Here is a 15,740-nt window from a genome sequence, read left to right on the forward strand (position 1 = left end):
TCGGGTCCTACGGAGAGGGCCGTTTCCCTACGAGGAAGGCCGTCTCCCCGCGCGGTGGCCCGTTTCCGTGGTGAGTGGGCCGCTTCCGGTCGGGTGCGGTTCAGGACTCGTGCCGACGGCCCATGATCGCGGGGAACGCCGCCGGGGTCGTGTCGTAGCCGTGGATCCCCGGGTGGAAGGTCCACTCCCCGGAGTCGTCGCGGACGAACTCGCCGACCGTCGCGGCCGTCGCGGCCAGGACATCGCCGAAGTTGTCCTCCGCCAGGACGGTGTAGCCCTCGCGCATGCGCAGACCGGGGTTGAGCACGCCGACGAACGCCTTGTGGCCGGAGCGCTGCTGGATCAGGACGCCGACCACCACGCGTATGTAGCGGCTGTTGAGGCGGTCCAGCTCCAGGGTCATGACCTCGTCCCAGCCGAAGCCCTTGCCGTCCTTGCTGTCCCGGTTGAGGTAGATCGTGCCGTCCGGCGAGCGGCTGTCGAAGTGCACCACGTAGGCGGGACTTCCGTACGGGTCGTCCGCCCCGTAGGTCGCCGCGATGATGTCGAGGTCGGTCGCGGGCTCGCCGACGGGACTGGGGTCCCATTTCACCGCGAGCTCGACCTTACGGATCCCCTTGTTGAGACCGTTCATCCGAATCTCCCCCTCCCCGCATTTCCGTCCGCTTCCTGCCCCAACTGCTGTGCGGTCAGGTTCGGTTGTCCATCGTGCCACGCGCGCGGGAGCGCTCGCGCGGGCGCACTCCGCCGGAGCGTGACCAACGCCACGCTCCGTGGCCTTACGATGGCGCGGTGCTGGTCAACTGGATTCGCTGCACCGTGGTGGACCGCCGCGGTTTCGAGCGCGGGCAGCGAAAGTGGGCGGGGCTTCTGGGCGAGCCGGGATTCCGGGGACAGGGCGGGGGCTGGAGCCGGGGGCGGCCCGGAGTGGCGCACCTCTTCACCTTCTGGGAGAGCCGTGCCTTCTACGACTCCTTCATGGCCCGCTCGCACGATCGGCTCGCCACCGCTCAGGCCGGGACCTTCAAGGACGCGCAGGTCAAGCTCTTCGATCACCGGTTCGATGTGAAGACCGGGTTCGAACCGCGCTTCACGGACACCGACCTGCTGAGGGTGGCCCACTGTCATGTCCACGAGGAACGGGCCGAGCACTTCGCGCTGATGCAGGAGAAGGTCTGGAACCCGGCGATGGCCGGTTCCCCCGGCATGGTGCGGGGCCTGTTCGGCGAGGCGCCGGGCCACGAGTTCCTGATCCTGTCCATGTGGCTGTCGGCCGCCGAGCACGGCAAGTACCGCGCCGAGCGTGTCGAACGGCTCACGTTGCGTGCCCAGACGGAGACCGACGTCGCGGCCCTCGCGGGCGACATAGTGGCGCTGGAACCCGCCTGGACCGTCTGAAGGCGTGGTGACCATGCGTGTCCGAGGTGGGGGACGCGTGTGATCTGCGCCGTATGGAGCCCGTACGAGTGCTCGATCGGCCATCACCCGAATTAGGGTCTTGGCATGGTAAGACCACGGCGCATCGTCCTTGTCCGGCACGGCGAGTCAGCGGGCAACGCGGATGACACCGTGTACGAACGCGAACCCGACCACGCTCTGCCGCTCACCGAGAAGGGGTGGCAGCAGGCCGAGGAGACCGGAAAACGGTTGCGGGAGGTGCTGGGACGGGAGCGTGTCAGCGTGTACGTGTCCCCGTACCGGCGTACGCACGAGACACTCCGTGCCTTTCACCTCGACCCCGAGCTCATGCGGGTGCGCGAGGAGCCCCGGCTGCGCGAGCAGGACTGGGGCAACTGGCAGGACCGCGACGACGTGCGCCTTCAGAAGGCGTACCGGGATGCGTACGGGCACTTCTTCTACCGTTTCGCCCAGGGTGAGTCCGGCGCCGACGTGTACGACCGGGTCGGCGGCTTCCTGGAGAGCCTCTACCGCAGCTTCGAGGCGCCCGACCACCCGCCGAACGTGCTCCTGGTGACCCACGGTCTGGCCATGCGCCTGTTCTGCATGCGCTGGTTCCACTGGACGGTCGCCGAGTTCGAGGCGCTGTCGAATCCGGGGAACGCGGAGATGCGGATGCTCGTTCTCGGCGACGACGACAAGTACACCCTCGACCGCCCGTTCGAGCGCTGGCGTGATCCGGAGCCGTACGGGGTCAGCGGGATAGAGTGGCAGGGCGATGACCGCTGACACCTCTCCCGACGCACGCATGGGCCGCGCCCTGGCCAGCCTGCGCGGACTCGCGGTGGGGGACGCGCTGGGCTCACAGTTCTTCGTGCCGGCGCACTACCCGCTGCTCAAGCGCCGCGACCTTCCGCCCGGCACCTGGCAGTGGACGGACGACACCGAGATGGCCTCCTCCGTGGTGGCCGTCCTGTCCCGGCACCGCCGCATCGACCAGGACGAGCTGGCCCGCTCCTTCGCCGAGCACCACGACTTCGACCGCGGTTACGGCCCCGCCGTCAACCGGCTGTTGCGGCAGGTCCGGGAAGGCGGCGACTGGCGACAGCTGGCCTCCGCCCTCTTCAAGGGACAAGGCTCGTGGGGCAACGGCGCGGCGATGCGGATCGCCCCCCTGGGGGCCTGGTACGCGGACGACCCCGAGCAGGCGGTCCACCAGGCGGAGATCTCGGCGTACCCCACCCACCAGCACCGCGAGGCCGTCGTCGGCGCCATGGCCGTCGCCGCGGCCGCCGCCCTGGCGGCCGACCCGGCGGGGCCACCGAGCCCCGAGGCGCTGCTCGACGGCGTCATCGGGCTCGTGCCGCGCAGCGCCGTGGGCGCGGGGCTGCGCCGGGCCCGGGACATGCTCGACTACGGGGACACCGCGACGGTCGCGGCCGTACTGGGATGCGGGCGGCGCACGACGGCGCACGACACGGTGCCGTTCGCGCTCTGGTCGGCGGCTCGGACCCTCGGAGACTACGAAGCGGCCTTCTGGGCGACGGCCCAGGTGGGCGGCGACATGGACACGACCTGTGCCATCGTCGGCGGGGTGGTCGCCTCCGGGAAGGCGGGGACGCCACCGGGGGAGTGGGTGGCACGGACGGAGAGCCTGCCGCAGTGGATGGCTGTCGCGGCGTAGGCGGGGTGTCCCCATCACCTCCATGGCCCCGTCCCCTGCGCATGGGATGTGAGGCGTCCCCGCGCCCCCTGGATCCGCGCGCGGGCCCCTTGGAACGGTGTCCCGTCCTGTCCGTGATGTACGGGGGTGCCGTGTCGCGGGTCGCCCTGGTGTGAGGGGCTCGGTCCTGCGCTCTGCCGCGAGGTGCGGCGGTTCGGTGTCGTGTGGCCGGTGAGGTGCGGGCGCTCGGCGTCGTGTGCCGGTGATGTGCGGGGGAGCCGTGGGGTGTGCTGCCGTGATGTGAGGCGGTCCCGTGTGGCGTGCTGCCGTGTGGTGCGGTGGCGCGATGTCGTCGTGTGTCCGTGATGCGCGGCGCGTTGCCGTGCCGTGCGCTGCGGAGGCCGGACCGTGGACCGCACCGGTCTTCCCCGGACCGGGCCCGGCCTCCGCGGCTCTCCTCGTCAGACTCCGGCCGGTCCCGCCGTGCCGGCGAGGGCGTCCAGGTCGCTCTTGCGGACGCGGATCACCACGGAGGCGGTGATCAGGGCCAGTACGGCCATCGCGACGGCCGGGACGAAGGCCGTCGAGATGCCGTGGGCGAGCACGTCGTGGCCCCAGGGCGCGGGCAGTTGATGCGTCTTGGCGAACTCCGCCTTCTGTTCCGGCGAGGAGCCGGTCAGGAACTTCGGCACCTGCTTCTTCGCCTCGTCCCGGCTCGCGGAGCCGAAGACCGTGGTCAGGATGGAGAGACCGAGCGAGCCGCCCACCTGCTGCGTGACGTTGAGAAGCCCGGACGCGGCGCCCGCCTCGCGCTGGTCCACGCCGGAGACCGCGGTGACGGTCAGGGTCACGAAGTTCAGACCCATACCGAAGGCGAAGAGCAGCATCGGGCCGAGAATCCCGCCGACGTAGGTGCTGTCGGGGCTCATGAAGGTCAGCCAGCCGAGCCCGATCGCGACGAGGGCGGAACCGGCCATCATGAAGGGCTTGGGCCCCAGCACCGGAAGGAACCGCTGCGAGAGAGCCGCGCCGATGCCTATCGCCGCCGTCACCGGGAGGAAGGCCAGGCCCGCCTGGATCGGGGTGTAACCCAGCACGTTCTGCACGAACAGAACGATGAAGAAGAACATCCCGAACATCGCCGCGGCCAGACTGAGCATGATCACGTACGTGCCCGAGCGGTTGCGGTTGGCGAACATCTTCAGCGGGGTGATCGGCTCCTTCGCCCGGGTTTCGGTGAAGGCGAAGGCCAGCAGCAGGAGAAGTGCCGCGACGAACGACCCGATGGTGAGGCTGTCCCGCCAGCCCTCCGCCGCGGAGCGGATGAATCCGTACACGAGGGTGGCCATACCGGCCGTCGAGGTCAGCGCGCCCGCGATGTCGAACCGTCCGGGATGGCGCTCGGACTCGTTGATGTACATCGGCGCGAGCACGGCTATCAGCACACCGATGGGCACGTTGACGAAGAGCACCCAGCGCCAGTCGAGCCACTCGGTGAGCATGCCGCCCGCGAGGAGCCCGATCGCGCCACCGCCCGCGGAGACCCCGGCGAACACGGCGAAGGCCCTGTTCCGTTCCGGGCCTTCGGGGAAGGTCGTGGTGATGAGCGCCAGAGCGGTGGGCGACGCGATCGCGCCACCCACGCCCTGAAGGGCGCGCGCCGCCAGCAACTGCCAGGGTTCCTGGGCGAGTCCGCCGAGCAGCGAGGCGAGCGTGAAGAGCAGGATGCCGGTCATGAAGACCCGGCGGCGACCGAGGATGTCACCTGCCCTGCCGCCGAGAAGCAGCAGGCCACCGAAGGTGAGGGTGTACGCGCTGACCACCCAGGTCAGGTCGGTCGTGCTGAAATTGAGCGCGTCTTGAATATGCGGGAGGGCGATGTTCACAATCGTCGCGTCGAGTACCACCATGAGTTGGCAGGCCGCGATGACGGCGAGCGCGAGGCCGGGATGTCCTTCCCGACGGGCCGCTCCTGGCTTCGAATCCGGAATCAACTGAGAGGTTGTCACCATGGGTCCCCCACAAGTGCGTTAGTGAACGCTCGCGTTCACTGCCGCGTCAACGGTAGTGAGTCCCCGACAGTGAACGCAAGCGTTCACTGAACTCGCTGCCTCGTGACGTCACTCGGCCGCCCGCAGCGGTACCGAGCTCACCGACCGCACCCGACCGGGGCGGCCCTCCCCCCAGGGGGGTCCCGCCTCCGGCTCCACCTCGGACGGACCCCACCCCAGTCCGCCCGCCTCCTCGCGCAACGGAGACACTCAGATGGTTACTTCGCGTTGGACGGCCGCCCCCGCTCAGGCGGCCTCCCTGCGCCGACGCGGTGCTGTGCTCGAACGCGCGATCCTCGAGGCCACGCTGGAGCAGCTCAGTACGGTCGGCTGGAGCGGCCTCACCATGGAGGGTGTCGCCGCGCGGGCCCAGACCGGAAAGGCCGCGGTCTACCGTCGCTGGCCCTCCAAGGAGGATCTTGTCGCGGACGCGCTGAAGGCCGGACTGCCGAGCCTGACCGAGGCCCCCGACCTGGGGAGTGTCCGGGAGGACCTGCTGGAGCTGTGCCGGCTGGTGCGGGAGGCGATGTACTCGCAGCCCGGATTCGCCCTGCGTTCGGTACTTCACGAATGCGACGTGGCCCAGGCCGAGCGCTTCCACGGCGTGATTCTCGGCGGGGTCATCGAGCCGACGACGCACCTGCTGCAGGACATCGTCCACCGCGGTATCGAGCGGGGAGAGGTGCGTCCGGACGCCGCGAACGCGTACGTCTTCGACGCCATTCCGGCGATGATGATGTACCGCTCCAAGGTGTGCGCGAGCGAATGGGGCGAGCGGGATCTGGAAGAGATGATCGACCAGCTGATGGTTCCGCTGCTGCGGCGCGACGGTGGCTGAACCGGGTGCGAGGCGGAGCCCTGGTCGCCTGGGCAAACCCTGGTGTCGCGAGGGGCTCCGGGCGGCGTAGGCTGAGGGCGCCATGCCGTACGAACCACCCACCCACACTGTCGAGCGCTCCCTCCGCGCCACGACCGGAGCGAAGATCATCGCCGGTGTCGACGAGGTGGGCCGCGGTGCATGGGCCGGCCCGGTCACCGTCTGCGCCGCGGTCACGGGGCTGCGCCGTCCCCCCGAAGGTCTCACCGACTCCAAGCTCCTCACCGTCAAGCGGCGAACCGTCCTGGCCGTGGAGCTCGAGAAGTGGGTGACGTCGTACGCCCTGGGGCATGCCTCCCCGGAGGAGATCGACGAGCTGGGGATGACGGCGGCCCTGCGCCTCGCGGCAGTGCGGGCCCTGGAGACCTTGCCCGTCCGGCCCGACGCGGTCATCCTCGATGGGAAGCACGACTATCTCGGGTCGCCGTGGCGGGTCCGCACGGTGATCAAGGGTGACCAGTCCTGTGTGGCCGTCGCGGCGGCCTCGGTGATCGCGAAGGTTCAGCGCGACAAAATGATGGCCGAACTGGGTGTCGACCATGCAGACTTCGGTTTTGCGGCCAACGCCGGGTATCCGTCTCCCGTGCACAAGGCCGCACTGGCGGAGCGGGGCCCCACCCCGTACCACCGGCTGACATGGGCGTATCTTGATGCGCTGCCCCAGTGGCGGCACCTCAAGAAGGTCCGCGGCTGGGCGGACGGAAGCGGTCCGGAGATCGAGGGGCAGCTCGGCTTCGATTTCTGACGGTTCCGCTCGCACTCATGTGCCACCCGCCGACGCGAGTCGCACCGGCGTTTGATAAAAATCAGCTCATGCCTCTCATTCCCGAGGAGCCTCAGATTCACGAGAGTGCCCAGGGTCCCCGCGCGACTCCGGCCAGTGGCCGTACCGCGCCGACCCCTCGTCCCGTACCCGGTCCCCGTCCCGCGGCTCCGCCGCGTCCCGGACGTCCGGGACCTGTCCGGCCGATGCCGGCCCAACGCACCCCGCGCGAGCCGGTCGTGGCCGCGCCGGGGTCGTCCGTCCCGGCGGCCGCACCCGCTGCCGCCACCCCGCAGATCCAGCTGATCCCGGCCTCGGCCGAGGGTGCGCTGGACGCCGCCGAAGAAGCGGTCGATCTGCTGTTGGAGTCGGGCCGTGCCCCCGGTGAGGTGCTGGTGATCACCACCGGCCAACCGCACCCGTGGGCCGCGCACGAGCTCTCCTTCGGCGAAACCGCCTACTGGGCTCAGCACGACGCGGGCGACGACGTCTTCTACGCCGATGCCTCCGTCGTGGCCCGGGCCACGTCCCGTCCCGTCGTCGTGTTCGCCGTCAACGGCGGGTCCGACGCTGTCGCCACCGCCCTGCCGCTGGCCCTCGGCCGGGCCGGCACCCTGCTGATCGTCTGCGGCGACCCGCAGCAGATCAACTCGGTTCTGGGCGCCGGAGTCTGAACGGATCCCGGAGGCCGTCCGAGGCCGTCCGGGATTCGCTCGGAGGCGCCGCGTCACTCGGAGGCGCCGCATAGTGGTGACGTCGGCGTGCCGACGTCCGCGAGGTGACCGTTTCGGCGTGCCCGCAGATCGCCGTGTGTGCGCCGCGGTCGCGCCGCGATTGCGGTGACGGCTCCCCGGACACCTTTCGCCGTGGTTCCCAGGACGCTTCCGGCTGCGGTTCCGAGGGTGTCCTGTCGCCCGACGTTCCGGATCGGGGGTGCCCGAATTGTGGGTACGCGGGTGTGGGTGCGCGGGTGTGGGTGCCGGGCGTCAGGCGCCAGTTGCCGGTGCGGCCTGCTGGCTCGGGTGTCGGGTTCGCTGTCGAGCGCGGGTCTCGAGTACGGAGTGCTCACTGGCGTACGCCGTTGTCGTGCCGTTCCGGAGACGGGGCGCAGGTCCGTGGAGACCCTCGCGGATGGGGCGCCCCGTGTGTGCCGGCGCCGACCGGTCGACGGGCGGGACGGCGGGCGGCGGCCAGCGGGTCGACCAGAGCTAGTCCGTGTGCGGTTCGCCGACAGAGGGACGCCCACAGGGGCGGCATGTCTGTCGTGGCCGGCGGTTGGCGGCCCGTCCGACATCGGGTACGCCGTCCGACATCCGGTGCGGCTGATCGACAACAACTGCGGTCGACGAACGGACCGTCGGTGGCCCCGCCCGCTCCCAGACGGCTTTCCGTACGTCCTGAGCTGCTCCGAGCTGGCCGAATCATGTGCCGCCGGGCGGTCGCGGTGGCGCGGGAGGGGTGCGGGGGGTGGCCTGCCCGCCCCGGGCGGCGTCCTCCCACGCGGTGACTTCCCATCGAGTGCGCGGCGCCCGGCTGGTGGCCGCCCGTTCAGGAGGCTGCCGGTCAGGCGGCCGATGCCGGGCGACCGACAGCGCGCGGGTGTCCGGCGGCGCGCGGGTGCCCGACGGTGCCGGAGACGTCTGAGGTCAGCGGGCGGCCGCCCGACGCAGCACCTCCGACGCGACGCCTCCGGTGCGCGGCAACGGCGGCGGTGCCTCGGCCAAGGCGAAGGGCTCCGGCGGTGAGTCCGCGTTCGGACGACGTCCACCCCGGCCCTCGCCGAGAACCTGCCAGCCGTCGTGCGTCAGTGTGATGTACGCCCCGCAGCGCAGCCCGTGCAGGGTGCACGCGTCACGCAGCCCCCACATCCACGCCCCGTCCTCCTGTGTCCAACGCGCGTCGCCCTCACGGCAGTAGAGCAGGACCGCCGTACGCACCGGGGTGCGCCGCCGCAGGTCGTGCGGGATGACCCGGCGCAACTGCGCGAGCAGGGCGTTGCGGAACATCCAGCCGTCGGCCGGAGTCGGCCGCCGGACGAACGAGGCACTCGCCCTCAGCCGCTCTTCCGCGTCGAGGACAGCCACGATCGCCGTCGCCGGTCTGGGCCGGTGCCGAGCGTGCAGACCACTGACGACCTCACGGGGATTGCGCAGCAGCGGAATGCCCGCGGCAGCCCATTCGGCGGGTTCGAGCATGCGGGCCAGTGGGTTGGCGGAAGCGGCGGACAGATCGGCAGACGTCGACATGGATGACGCCGAGGACGGAGCGAATCCGAAGGTCACGGTCCTCCCTTCGGCTACGCGCCCGCACTGCGGGCGGGGTCGGACTTGGGGGAGCGCACGTCGCGGCAGAGCCCTACCGGACCACGGGCGAGCCGTGCGGGGAGCGGACTTCAATTCTTCCTGTCGAACTTGGTTGCGGCAACGAGCAATTGGGGCCACCGACCGGATTCTTGCTATACGCCGTTTATATCCTTGCCCTCTGTTGGTGATGACGACACCTGGTTCACGCCTGTACGGCCAGGACCAGCGGCAACACTCCCTGCGCCCCGGACCGGCGGAGGAGTCGCGCGGCGACCGCGAGGGTCCATCCGGTCTCCGTCGCGTCGTCCACGAGCAGCACCGGGCCGGCCCCCGCTCGGAGTGCCTCGGCCAATGAGGGAGGCACGGTCAGTGACCCGTCGAGAACCTTGAGACGCTGAGCGCTGTTGCTCCGCGAGAGCTGCGAGGCCTCGCCGACGTACTCCACGGACCCCAGCAGCGGCAGCCGGCCGATCTCCGCGATCCGTGCGCCCAGCGACTGGATCAGCTGCGGACGCGTGCGCGACGCCATGGTGACGACGCCCACGGGGCGCGGCTGCGCGTCGGGCCGCCCCGACGCCCAGCCGCCGGGCCCCTTCGCCCAGTCGGTCAGCACACCGACCACGGCCTTCGCCACATCGTCCGGCACGGGTCCGTCGGGGGCCTGGCGAGCGAGCAGGGGACGCAGCCGGTTGCCCCAGCCGATGTCCGAGAGCCGTCCCAGGGCGCGCCCCGATGCGGCCTGTTCGCCCGCCGGGATACGGCCCTTCAGGTCGACGCCGACCGCGGGCAGGCCCGTCGGCCACATCTTGCGGGGCTCGACATCGACACCCGCGCGGCTCAGCTCGCCGTTGGCGGCGTCGAGTGCCGACGAGGAGACGGAGGCCTCGAACCGGGCTCCCGCACAGGTGTCGCAGCGCCCGCACGGAGCGGCTCGCTCGTCGTCCAGCTGTCGCCGCAGGAATTCCATCCGGCAGCCGGTCGTCGAGACGTAGTCGCGCATCGCCTGCTGCTCGGCGGCCCGCTGCTTGGCCACCCACGCGTAGCGCTCGCTGTCGTACGTCCAGGGAACGCCTGTGGAGATCCAGCCGCCCTGGACACGTCGTACCGCTCCGTCCACGTCGAGCACCTTGAGCATCGTCTCCAGACGGGACCGGCGCAGCTCCACCAGGGGTTCGAGGGCGGGCAGCGAGAGCGGCCTGTCGGCGCGGGCCAGGACGTCCAGGGTGCGGCGCACCTGCTCCTCCGGAGGGAAGGCGATCGACGCGAAGTACTGCCAGATCGCCTGGTCCTCCTTGCCCGGCAGCAGGAGCACTTCGGCGTGCTTCACGCCGCGGCCCGCGCGTCCCACCTGCTGGTAGTACGCGATGGGAGAGGAGGGGGAGCCCAGGTGCACCACGAATCCGAGGTCGGGTTTGTCGAAACCCATGCCCAGCGCCGACGTGGCGACCAGGGCCTTGACCCGGTTGGCGAGCAGGTCCTCCTCGGCCTGCTGCCGGTCCGCGTTCTCCGTCTTCCCTGTGTACGACGCCACCGTGTGCCCGGCCTGGCGGAGGAAAGCGGTGACCTCCTCGGCCGCGGCCACGGTGAGCGTGTAGATGATGCCGGAACCCGGCAGGTCGCCGAGGTGCTCGGCGAGCCAGGCCATCCGGTGGGCCGCGTCCGGCAACTGCAGCACGCCGAGACTCAGGCTCTCCCGGTCCAGCGGTCCGCGCAGGACCAGCGCGTCCGTGCTCGCACCCGTGCCCAGCTGCTCGGCCACATCCGCGGTTACGCGCGCGTTGGCCGTCGCCGTGGTCGCCAGGACGGGAACGCCGGGCGGGAGATCGGCGAGCATCGTGCGCAGCCTGCGGTAGTCCGGCCGGAAGTCGTGCCCCCAGTCGGAGATGCAGTGGGCCTCGTCGACCACGAGCAGGCCGGTCGCCGCCGCCAGCTTGGGCAGCACCTGATCGCGGAAGTCCGGATTGTTGAGCCGCTCGGGGCTCACCAGGAGCACGTCGACCTCGCTCGCGGCCACCTCGGCCTGGATGGTCTCCCACTCCTCCGTGTTGGACGAGTTGATGCTTCGCGCGTGGATGCCGGCGCGGGCCGCCGCCTCCACCTGGTTGCGCATCAGGGCGAGGAGCGGGGAGACGATGACGGTGGGCCCGGCACCCCGCTCGCGCAGCAGCGCGGTCGCGACGAAGTACACCGCGGACTTGCCCCAGCCGGTGCGCTGCACGACCAGCGCTCTGCGCTTGTCGGCCACCAGGGCCTCGATGGCGCGCCACTGGTCCTCGCGCAACCGGGCCTTGCCCGCCGGGGCGCCGACGAGGCGGGCGAGTACGGCATCGGCCGCGATGCGCAGGTCTTCGCCGGACGTGGGTCGCGGGTCTTCGTTGGTCATGGCCCCATGCAACCCGATGAGTCGGACATCGCGCGAATGAGGCCGCCGCGTTGTGGACAACTTGTGTCGTGGTCATGGCCATGGTTATCCACAGGTCGAAGCGGGATTTCGGGATCCGCGGGATGGTCACGGCATGACGAATCACAGCGAAGCGGCCGGTGCGTCCGGCGACAGTGACATCAGCGGGCGCGGTGGGCACGGGGGAGACGGTGCGCTTGGCGGACGCGATGACGGCGGTGCGCGCGGCGGACATGACGAGTACGGCGCCCACGGCACCCGCGGCGGAGGGTGGGAGAAGCGGTCCGGGCACGACGGACGCGATCTGCCCGTCGGGCACCAGGTCACCCTGCGGACACCGGCCGAGCTGGCGGACGCCCTGCCGTACCTGCTCGGGTACCGGCCGGAGGACAGCATCGTGCTCGCCGCCCTGCACGACGGGGAGAAGCGGGGCCGCTTCGGCGGGCGGGCGCGGCTCGGCATCCCGGCCCAGGCGGACGACTGGCCGTCCGTGGCCGAGCAACTGGCGCACGGGCTGGTGAAGGGGAGCGAGCGCAGAGGTGCCCGGCCCGGGGGCATGGTCGCGTACCTCTGCCAGGAGCCCGGGAGTGGCGAGTCGGGCCGGGACGTCATGGAGCGTCTGCGCCCGCTCGCCCAGTTGCTGCGGACGGCCTGCGGCCGCCTCGACGTCCCGGTGATCGAGGCCCTCTGCATCTCCGACGGCCGCTTCTGGTCGTACTGCTGCCCAGGCCAGGGATGCTGCTCGCCCGAGGGGGAGGCCATGGGCCTGCCCGGCACCTCCGTCCTCGCCGCCGCGGCGACCTACGCGGGCCTTCAGGTGCGCGGATCCCTCCGGGAGCTCACGGCTCGCCTCGTCCCCTGGGAGCGCGGGGCCGCCGTGGACCAGGAGACGGCGCTCGACGCGGCGAACAGGACTCTGATCCCCCGGATCCTCGACGACGAGAGCCGCGCGGCCCTGTCCGAGGAGACTCTCGAACAGGCGCGACGGCTCCTGAAGCGGTTCGCGGCCGCCCCGCCCGTCTCCGGCATCCGTCCGGCCGACCTCCGCGACGACGGACTCCTGACAGCCGAGGAGGCCGCCACCCTGATCCTCGGCCTTCAGGACCGTACGACCCGTGACCGAGCCGCCGAGTGGATGGAGGGCGACGAGGCAGGGCCTGCCCTGCGTCTCTGGCGAGCGCTGGCCCGCCGCTGCGTCGGCTCCTACGGAGAGCACGCCGCGGCCCCTCTCGCCCTCGCCGGATGGGTCGCCTGGTCGAGCGGTGACGAACTGGAGGCCCGGGAGGCCCTGGCCATGGCACTGGGCGCCGATCCCGACTACCTCTTCGCGCGGCTTCTGCATCAGGCCTGCAACGAGGGACTGGACCCCGAGTCGATCCGCCGTTGCCTGCGCGCGGAGCGCACCGGCCGGCCGGGGGCGGAAGAGGGACGGCCGTCGGGAGGCGACCACGCGGCACCACCCGACGCCGCGGAGCCGGCACCGGAATCGGGAGCATCGACTCCTGCCGGATCGTCCGGCGTCACGGCAGGGCCCTCCGGGGCGGCTGCCCGCCGTCGGCGGAGGGCGCGACCGGCGGGGCACGGGGGAACGCGACCGAGCCGCCGCTCTCTCGGGGCGCGCGGTCTGCCAGCTGTCCGGCCCGCCGAGGACACCTCGCCCACCGGGGACGGACCGGCGCGGGCGTTCGGGCGGACGAGTGATCGGGCGCGGGCTCGCCGCGAAGGTGGTCGTCAGGGTGTGGGGGAGGAGACATGAGCGGTCGCTCCGACCGGATCCCTGGAGGAGGGGCGTGCGCTCCCTTGTCCGCCCAGCGAATCGCCGGCGTGTTCCGTCAACCCGTCAGCCTCCCCGTCACGGATGGCGGCCCGCCACGCCGCCATTCGGTCGGCTTCCGGCAACGAGGGCGTGACTCGGAGCAGGGCCGTTCCGTTCACCTGTGTGGCGGTACCCGCGGCCGGGCCGCGCCGCCGAACGCCCCCGACCCTCCGGAGCCCCCGACCCGGCGCCGAGCGCGCCCGCAGCGCACCGACCGCGGAGGAAGCCGCATGCCCATGCCCAACCCGCCCTCCGAACCCGACGTCGACCTCCCGCAGTCACGCGGCCCCGCCCGACACCTCGACCGCCTAGGCGGTTCGGCATCTCCGTTCGCAGGAGCGGAGAGCGCATCGAGTCCCTTCGCGGCGACGGCGGGTGCCTCCACGGCCCGTCCGGCACCCGTTCCCTTTCCGCGCCGGACCACGGACCTGCCTCCCGTGCACACCGCGCTCATCTGCGTGGCCCTGCCAGGACTGGCGATCTCCACGGAGCAGGGACAGCTGACCGGTCGCGGGCTGGACGGGTTCTACCGCGCGGGCCGGCGGATGCTGTCCCGCTGCCAGGTAAAGGTGTCAGGGCGCGAACCGCTCCCCGTACAGGCCCGGATGATCGGCGCCGACCGGGCCCGCTTCGTGGGGACGGTGCGCGCGTCCACCGACTCGGGCCCCGATCCGGACGTGATCGTGGAACGGACGAGGAGCGCGGACGGCACGGAGCGGATCGTCCTGCACAGCGCTGCCTCCCGCACGCTGCGCCTCTCGCTGGAGGTCGCCCTGGGCACGGACCTCGCGGAACTCGCTTCGGTCGCCTCGGGCCGAGCGGGGCCCGAACTGTCCGCCACCGTCCACGACTCGGGCCTCCGGTGGACCTGCGCCACGGGGGACTCGGCCGTCACCGCCGACCCGCCACCCGCCGACGCCCTGGCCTCCGCGGGACTGCTCCGCTGGGAGTTCGAACTGTCGCCCGGCGGCACGCGAACCGTCGAGCTGCGGGTACGGCCCGACGGCGCCTCGCCCCACAGAGCCGTGGGGCGAGGCGCGACGAGCCCGCTGGCCCAGGCACGGGCCGTGGGCGACGACCCCAGGATCCAGGCGCTCCTGCACACCGGCGTGGAGGACCTGCGAGCCCTGCTGCTGCGGGACCCCGCGCATCCTTCGGACGCGCACCTCGCGGCGGGCGCGCCGTGGCGCTGCGGCCTGGCACCGGCCGACGCACTCGCCGCGGCTCGGATGACGCTGCCGCTCGGCACCCGCCTTGCCGCGGGCACCCTGCGGACCCTCGCCCGTACCCAGATCGCCGGCCAGGGAGCGCGGTCCGGCCTGATCCCCGGGCCGCGCCGGGACGCGGGTCCGTATCTGCCGCCGGGATGCACGGCGACCGAAGCGACCCTGCTGTTCCCCGCCCTTCTCGCGGAGGCTCGGCGCTGGGGGCTGGCGGAGCAGGTGACCGAGGAACTGCTGCCCGCAGCCGAGCGGTGCCTCGCCTGGTTGCGGACCACCGTGGGCGACGGCACCTACCTGCCCGACCCGCAACCCGGCGGCCCGTTCCGCTGCGAGACGCAGGCCCATGCCCACCGCGCGGCCGTGCTGGGTGCCGAACTGCTCGACGAGACCGGCCGGCCCGGCGGCCCGGGGCTGCGGCAGTGGGCGCAGGAGCTGCGGGCGGCGTTCCACGAGGACTTCTGGGTCGAGGACAGGGGCGAGGGAAGACCCGCGGCAGCCCGCGGCCCGGACGGGCGCCCGGTGCCGCAGCTCGGCGCGGGCACCGTCCACCTCCTGGACACGGGACTGCTCGGTTCCGGAGCCCTGGCCCCCGGGCTGCTGGACAAGACTCGGACCGAGCGGTTCGCGCGGTCGCTCGCGGACCCCGCCATGGACTCGGGCTGGGGGCTGCGCAGCCTCGACGCCAAGGAGGCGGCGTACAACCCCTTCGGCCACCGCAGCGGCGCCGTGCGGGTCCACGAGACCGCTGTCGCCGTCGCGGGGCTGTTCGCCGCCGGCCACGAGAAAGAGGCGAGCGCACTGTTGCAGGGGCTCCTGGCGGCCGCCGAGACCTTCGGACACCGGCTGCCCGAGATGTACGCGGGCGAGCAGCGCACCCAGGGAGGCGCCCCGGTGCCGCATCCAGCAGCCTGCCGCCCCGCCGCCACCGCGGCCGCCGCCGCGGTGCTGCTCGTCACCGCCGTCGCGGGCATCCGCCCCGACGCCCCTGCGGGGACGGTGACGCTGCGTCCGGTCGGCAGCGCACCGCTCGGTGAGATCGGGCTGACGGGACTGCGGATCGCGGGCGCGCCCTTCTCCGTGCGCGTCAGCAGGCTCGGCCTCACCATGGTCGAGGAGGCCGCCGACGGGCTGCAGTTGGGAGTCTGACCTCGCGGTGGCTCCCTCGGACCGTGGTCGGCGGCCGCCTCCGGAACCTGTCGCGAACGGAAGTGGATCACGGTCGGACGTGGTCGGCGAAGGGCGTGC

12 protein-coding genes are annotated in these 15,740 nt (G+C 72.0%); 8 read left to right on the forward strand and 4 right to left on the reverse strand.

The genetic code is table 11. The features are described 5' to 3' along the window. Nucleotides 1-100 precede the first annotated feature (100 nt). Nucleotides 101-634 carry a TerD family protein gene (locus tag OHB41_RS33290; protein ID WP_266702050.1) on the reverse strand — a complete coding sequence of 178 codons (534 nt, stop codon included), beginning with the start codon at nt 632-634 and terminating at the stop codon, nt 101-103. 158 nt (nt 635-792) lie between these two features. On the opposite strand from OHB41_RS33290, the gene OHB41_RS33295 reads away from it, so the two are divergent. The 3 genes from OHB41_RS33295 to OHB41_RS33305 all read left to right on the forward strand — a co-directional run bounded on the left by OHB41_RS33295 (nt 793) and on the right by OHB41_RS33305 (nt 3,082). Then, nucleotides 793-1,398 (forward strand): YdbC family protein, encoded by a 606-nt coding sequence (locus OHB41_RS33295; RefSeq protein WP_266702052.1) that lies wholly within the window; start codon nt 793-795, stop codon nt 1,396-1,398. Nucleotides 1,399-1,503: 105 nt separating this feature from the next. Continuing rightward, the gene (locus tag OHB41_RS33300; RefSeq protein ID WP_266702054.1) at nt 1,504-2,187 is read left to right on the forward strand and encodes a histidine phosphatase family protein; all 684 of its coding nucleotides are present in this window, start codon (nt 1,504-1,506) and stop codon (nt 2,185-2,187) included. Next, nucleotides 2,177-3,082: an ADP-ribosylglycohydrolase family protein gene (locus OHB41_RS33305; RefSeq protein ID WP_266702056.1), complete on the forward strand. Its 906-nt coding sequence runs from the start codon at nt 2,177-2,179 to the stop codon at nt 3,080-3,082. The genes OHB41_RS33300 and OHB41_RS33305 overlap by 11 nt, the downstream gene beginning before the upstream one ends. A 440-nt stretch (nt 3,083-3,522) precedes the next feature. Here OHB41_RS33305 and OHB41_RS33310 read toward each other — a convergent pair whose 3' ends face one another. Next, nucleotides 3,523-5,070, reverse strand: a complete 1,548-nt coding sequence (locus OHB41_RS33310) for an MFS transporter (RefSeq protein ID WP_266706328.1) — start codon at nt 5,068-5,070, stop codon at nt 3,523-3,525. Nucleotides 5,071-5,326: 256 nt separating this feature from the next. On the opposite strand from OHB41_RS33310, the gene OHB41_RS33315 reads away from it, so the two are divergent. From OHB41_RS33315 to OHB41_RS33325, 3 genes are all read left to right on the forward strand, one after another. Further along, nucleotides 5,327-5,950, forward strand: a complete 624-nt coding sequence (locus tag OHB41_RS33315; protein WP_266702058.1) for a TetR/AcrR family transcriptional regulator — start codon at nt 5,327-5,329, stop codon at nt 5,948-5,950. 82 nt (nt 5,951-6,032) lie between these two features. Then, entirely contained in the window at nt 6,033-6,734 is a 702-nt protein-coding gene (gene rnhB / locus OHB41_RS33320; RefSeq protein ID WP_266702060.1) for a ribonuclease HII, read from the forward strand. A gap of 68 nt (nt 6,735-6,802) precedes the next feature. After that, on the forward strand, nt 6,803-7,426 hold the full coding sequence (locus OHB41_RS33325) for a hypothetical protein (protein WP_266702062.1): 624 nt from the start codon (nt 6,803-6,805) through the stop codon (nt 7,424-7,426). Between the two features lie 972 nt (nt 7,427-8,398). Here OHB41_RS33325 and OHB41_RS33330 read toward each other — a convergent pair. Together OHB41_RS33330 and OHB41_RS33335 are read right to left on the reverse strand one after the other, a co-directional pair. Continuing rightward, nucleotides 8,399-9,034, reverse strand: a complete 636-nt coding sequence (locus OHB41_RS33330; RefSeq protein ID WP_266702064.1) for a hypothetical protein — start codon at nt 9,032-9,034, stop codon at nt 8,399-8,401. A 223-nt stretch (nt 9,035-9,257) separates the two neighbouring features. Further along, complete coding sequence (locus tag OHB41_RS33335) at nt 9,258-11,438, reverse strand: RecQ family ATP-dependent DNA helicase (protein WP_266702066.1); 2,181 nt, start codon at nt 11,436-11,438, stop codon at nt 9,258-9,260. A 133-nt stretch (nt 11,439-11,571) separates the two neighbouring features. Here OHB41_RS33335 and OHB41_RS33340 point away from each other — a divergent pair, with 133 nt between their 5' ends. After that, on the forward strand, nt 11,572-13,212 hold the full coding sequence (locus tag OHB41_RS33340) for a DUF4192 domain-containing protein (protein ID WP_266702068.1): 1,641 nt from the start codon (nt 11,572-11,574) through the stop codon (nt 13,210-13,212). A gap of 290 nt (nt 13,213-13,502) precedes the next feature. Next, nucleotides 13,503-15,641: a glycogen debranching N-terminal domain-containing protein gene (locus OHB41_RS33345; RefSeq protein ID WP_266702070.1), complete on the forward strand. Its 2,139-nt coding sequence runs from the start codon at nt 13,503-13,505 to the stop codon at nt 15,639-15,641. Nucleotides 15,642-15,740 lie beyond the last annotated feature (99 nt).

The organism is Streptomyces sp. NBC_01571 (assembly GCF_026339875.1).
Classification (GTDB): Bacteria; Actinomycetota; Actinomycetes; order Streptomycetales; family Streptomycetaceae; genus Streptomyces.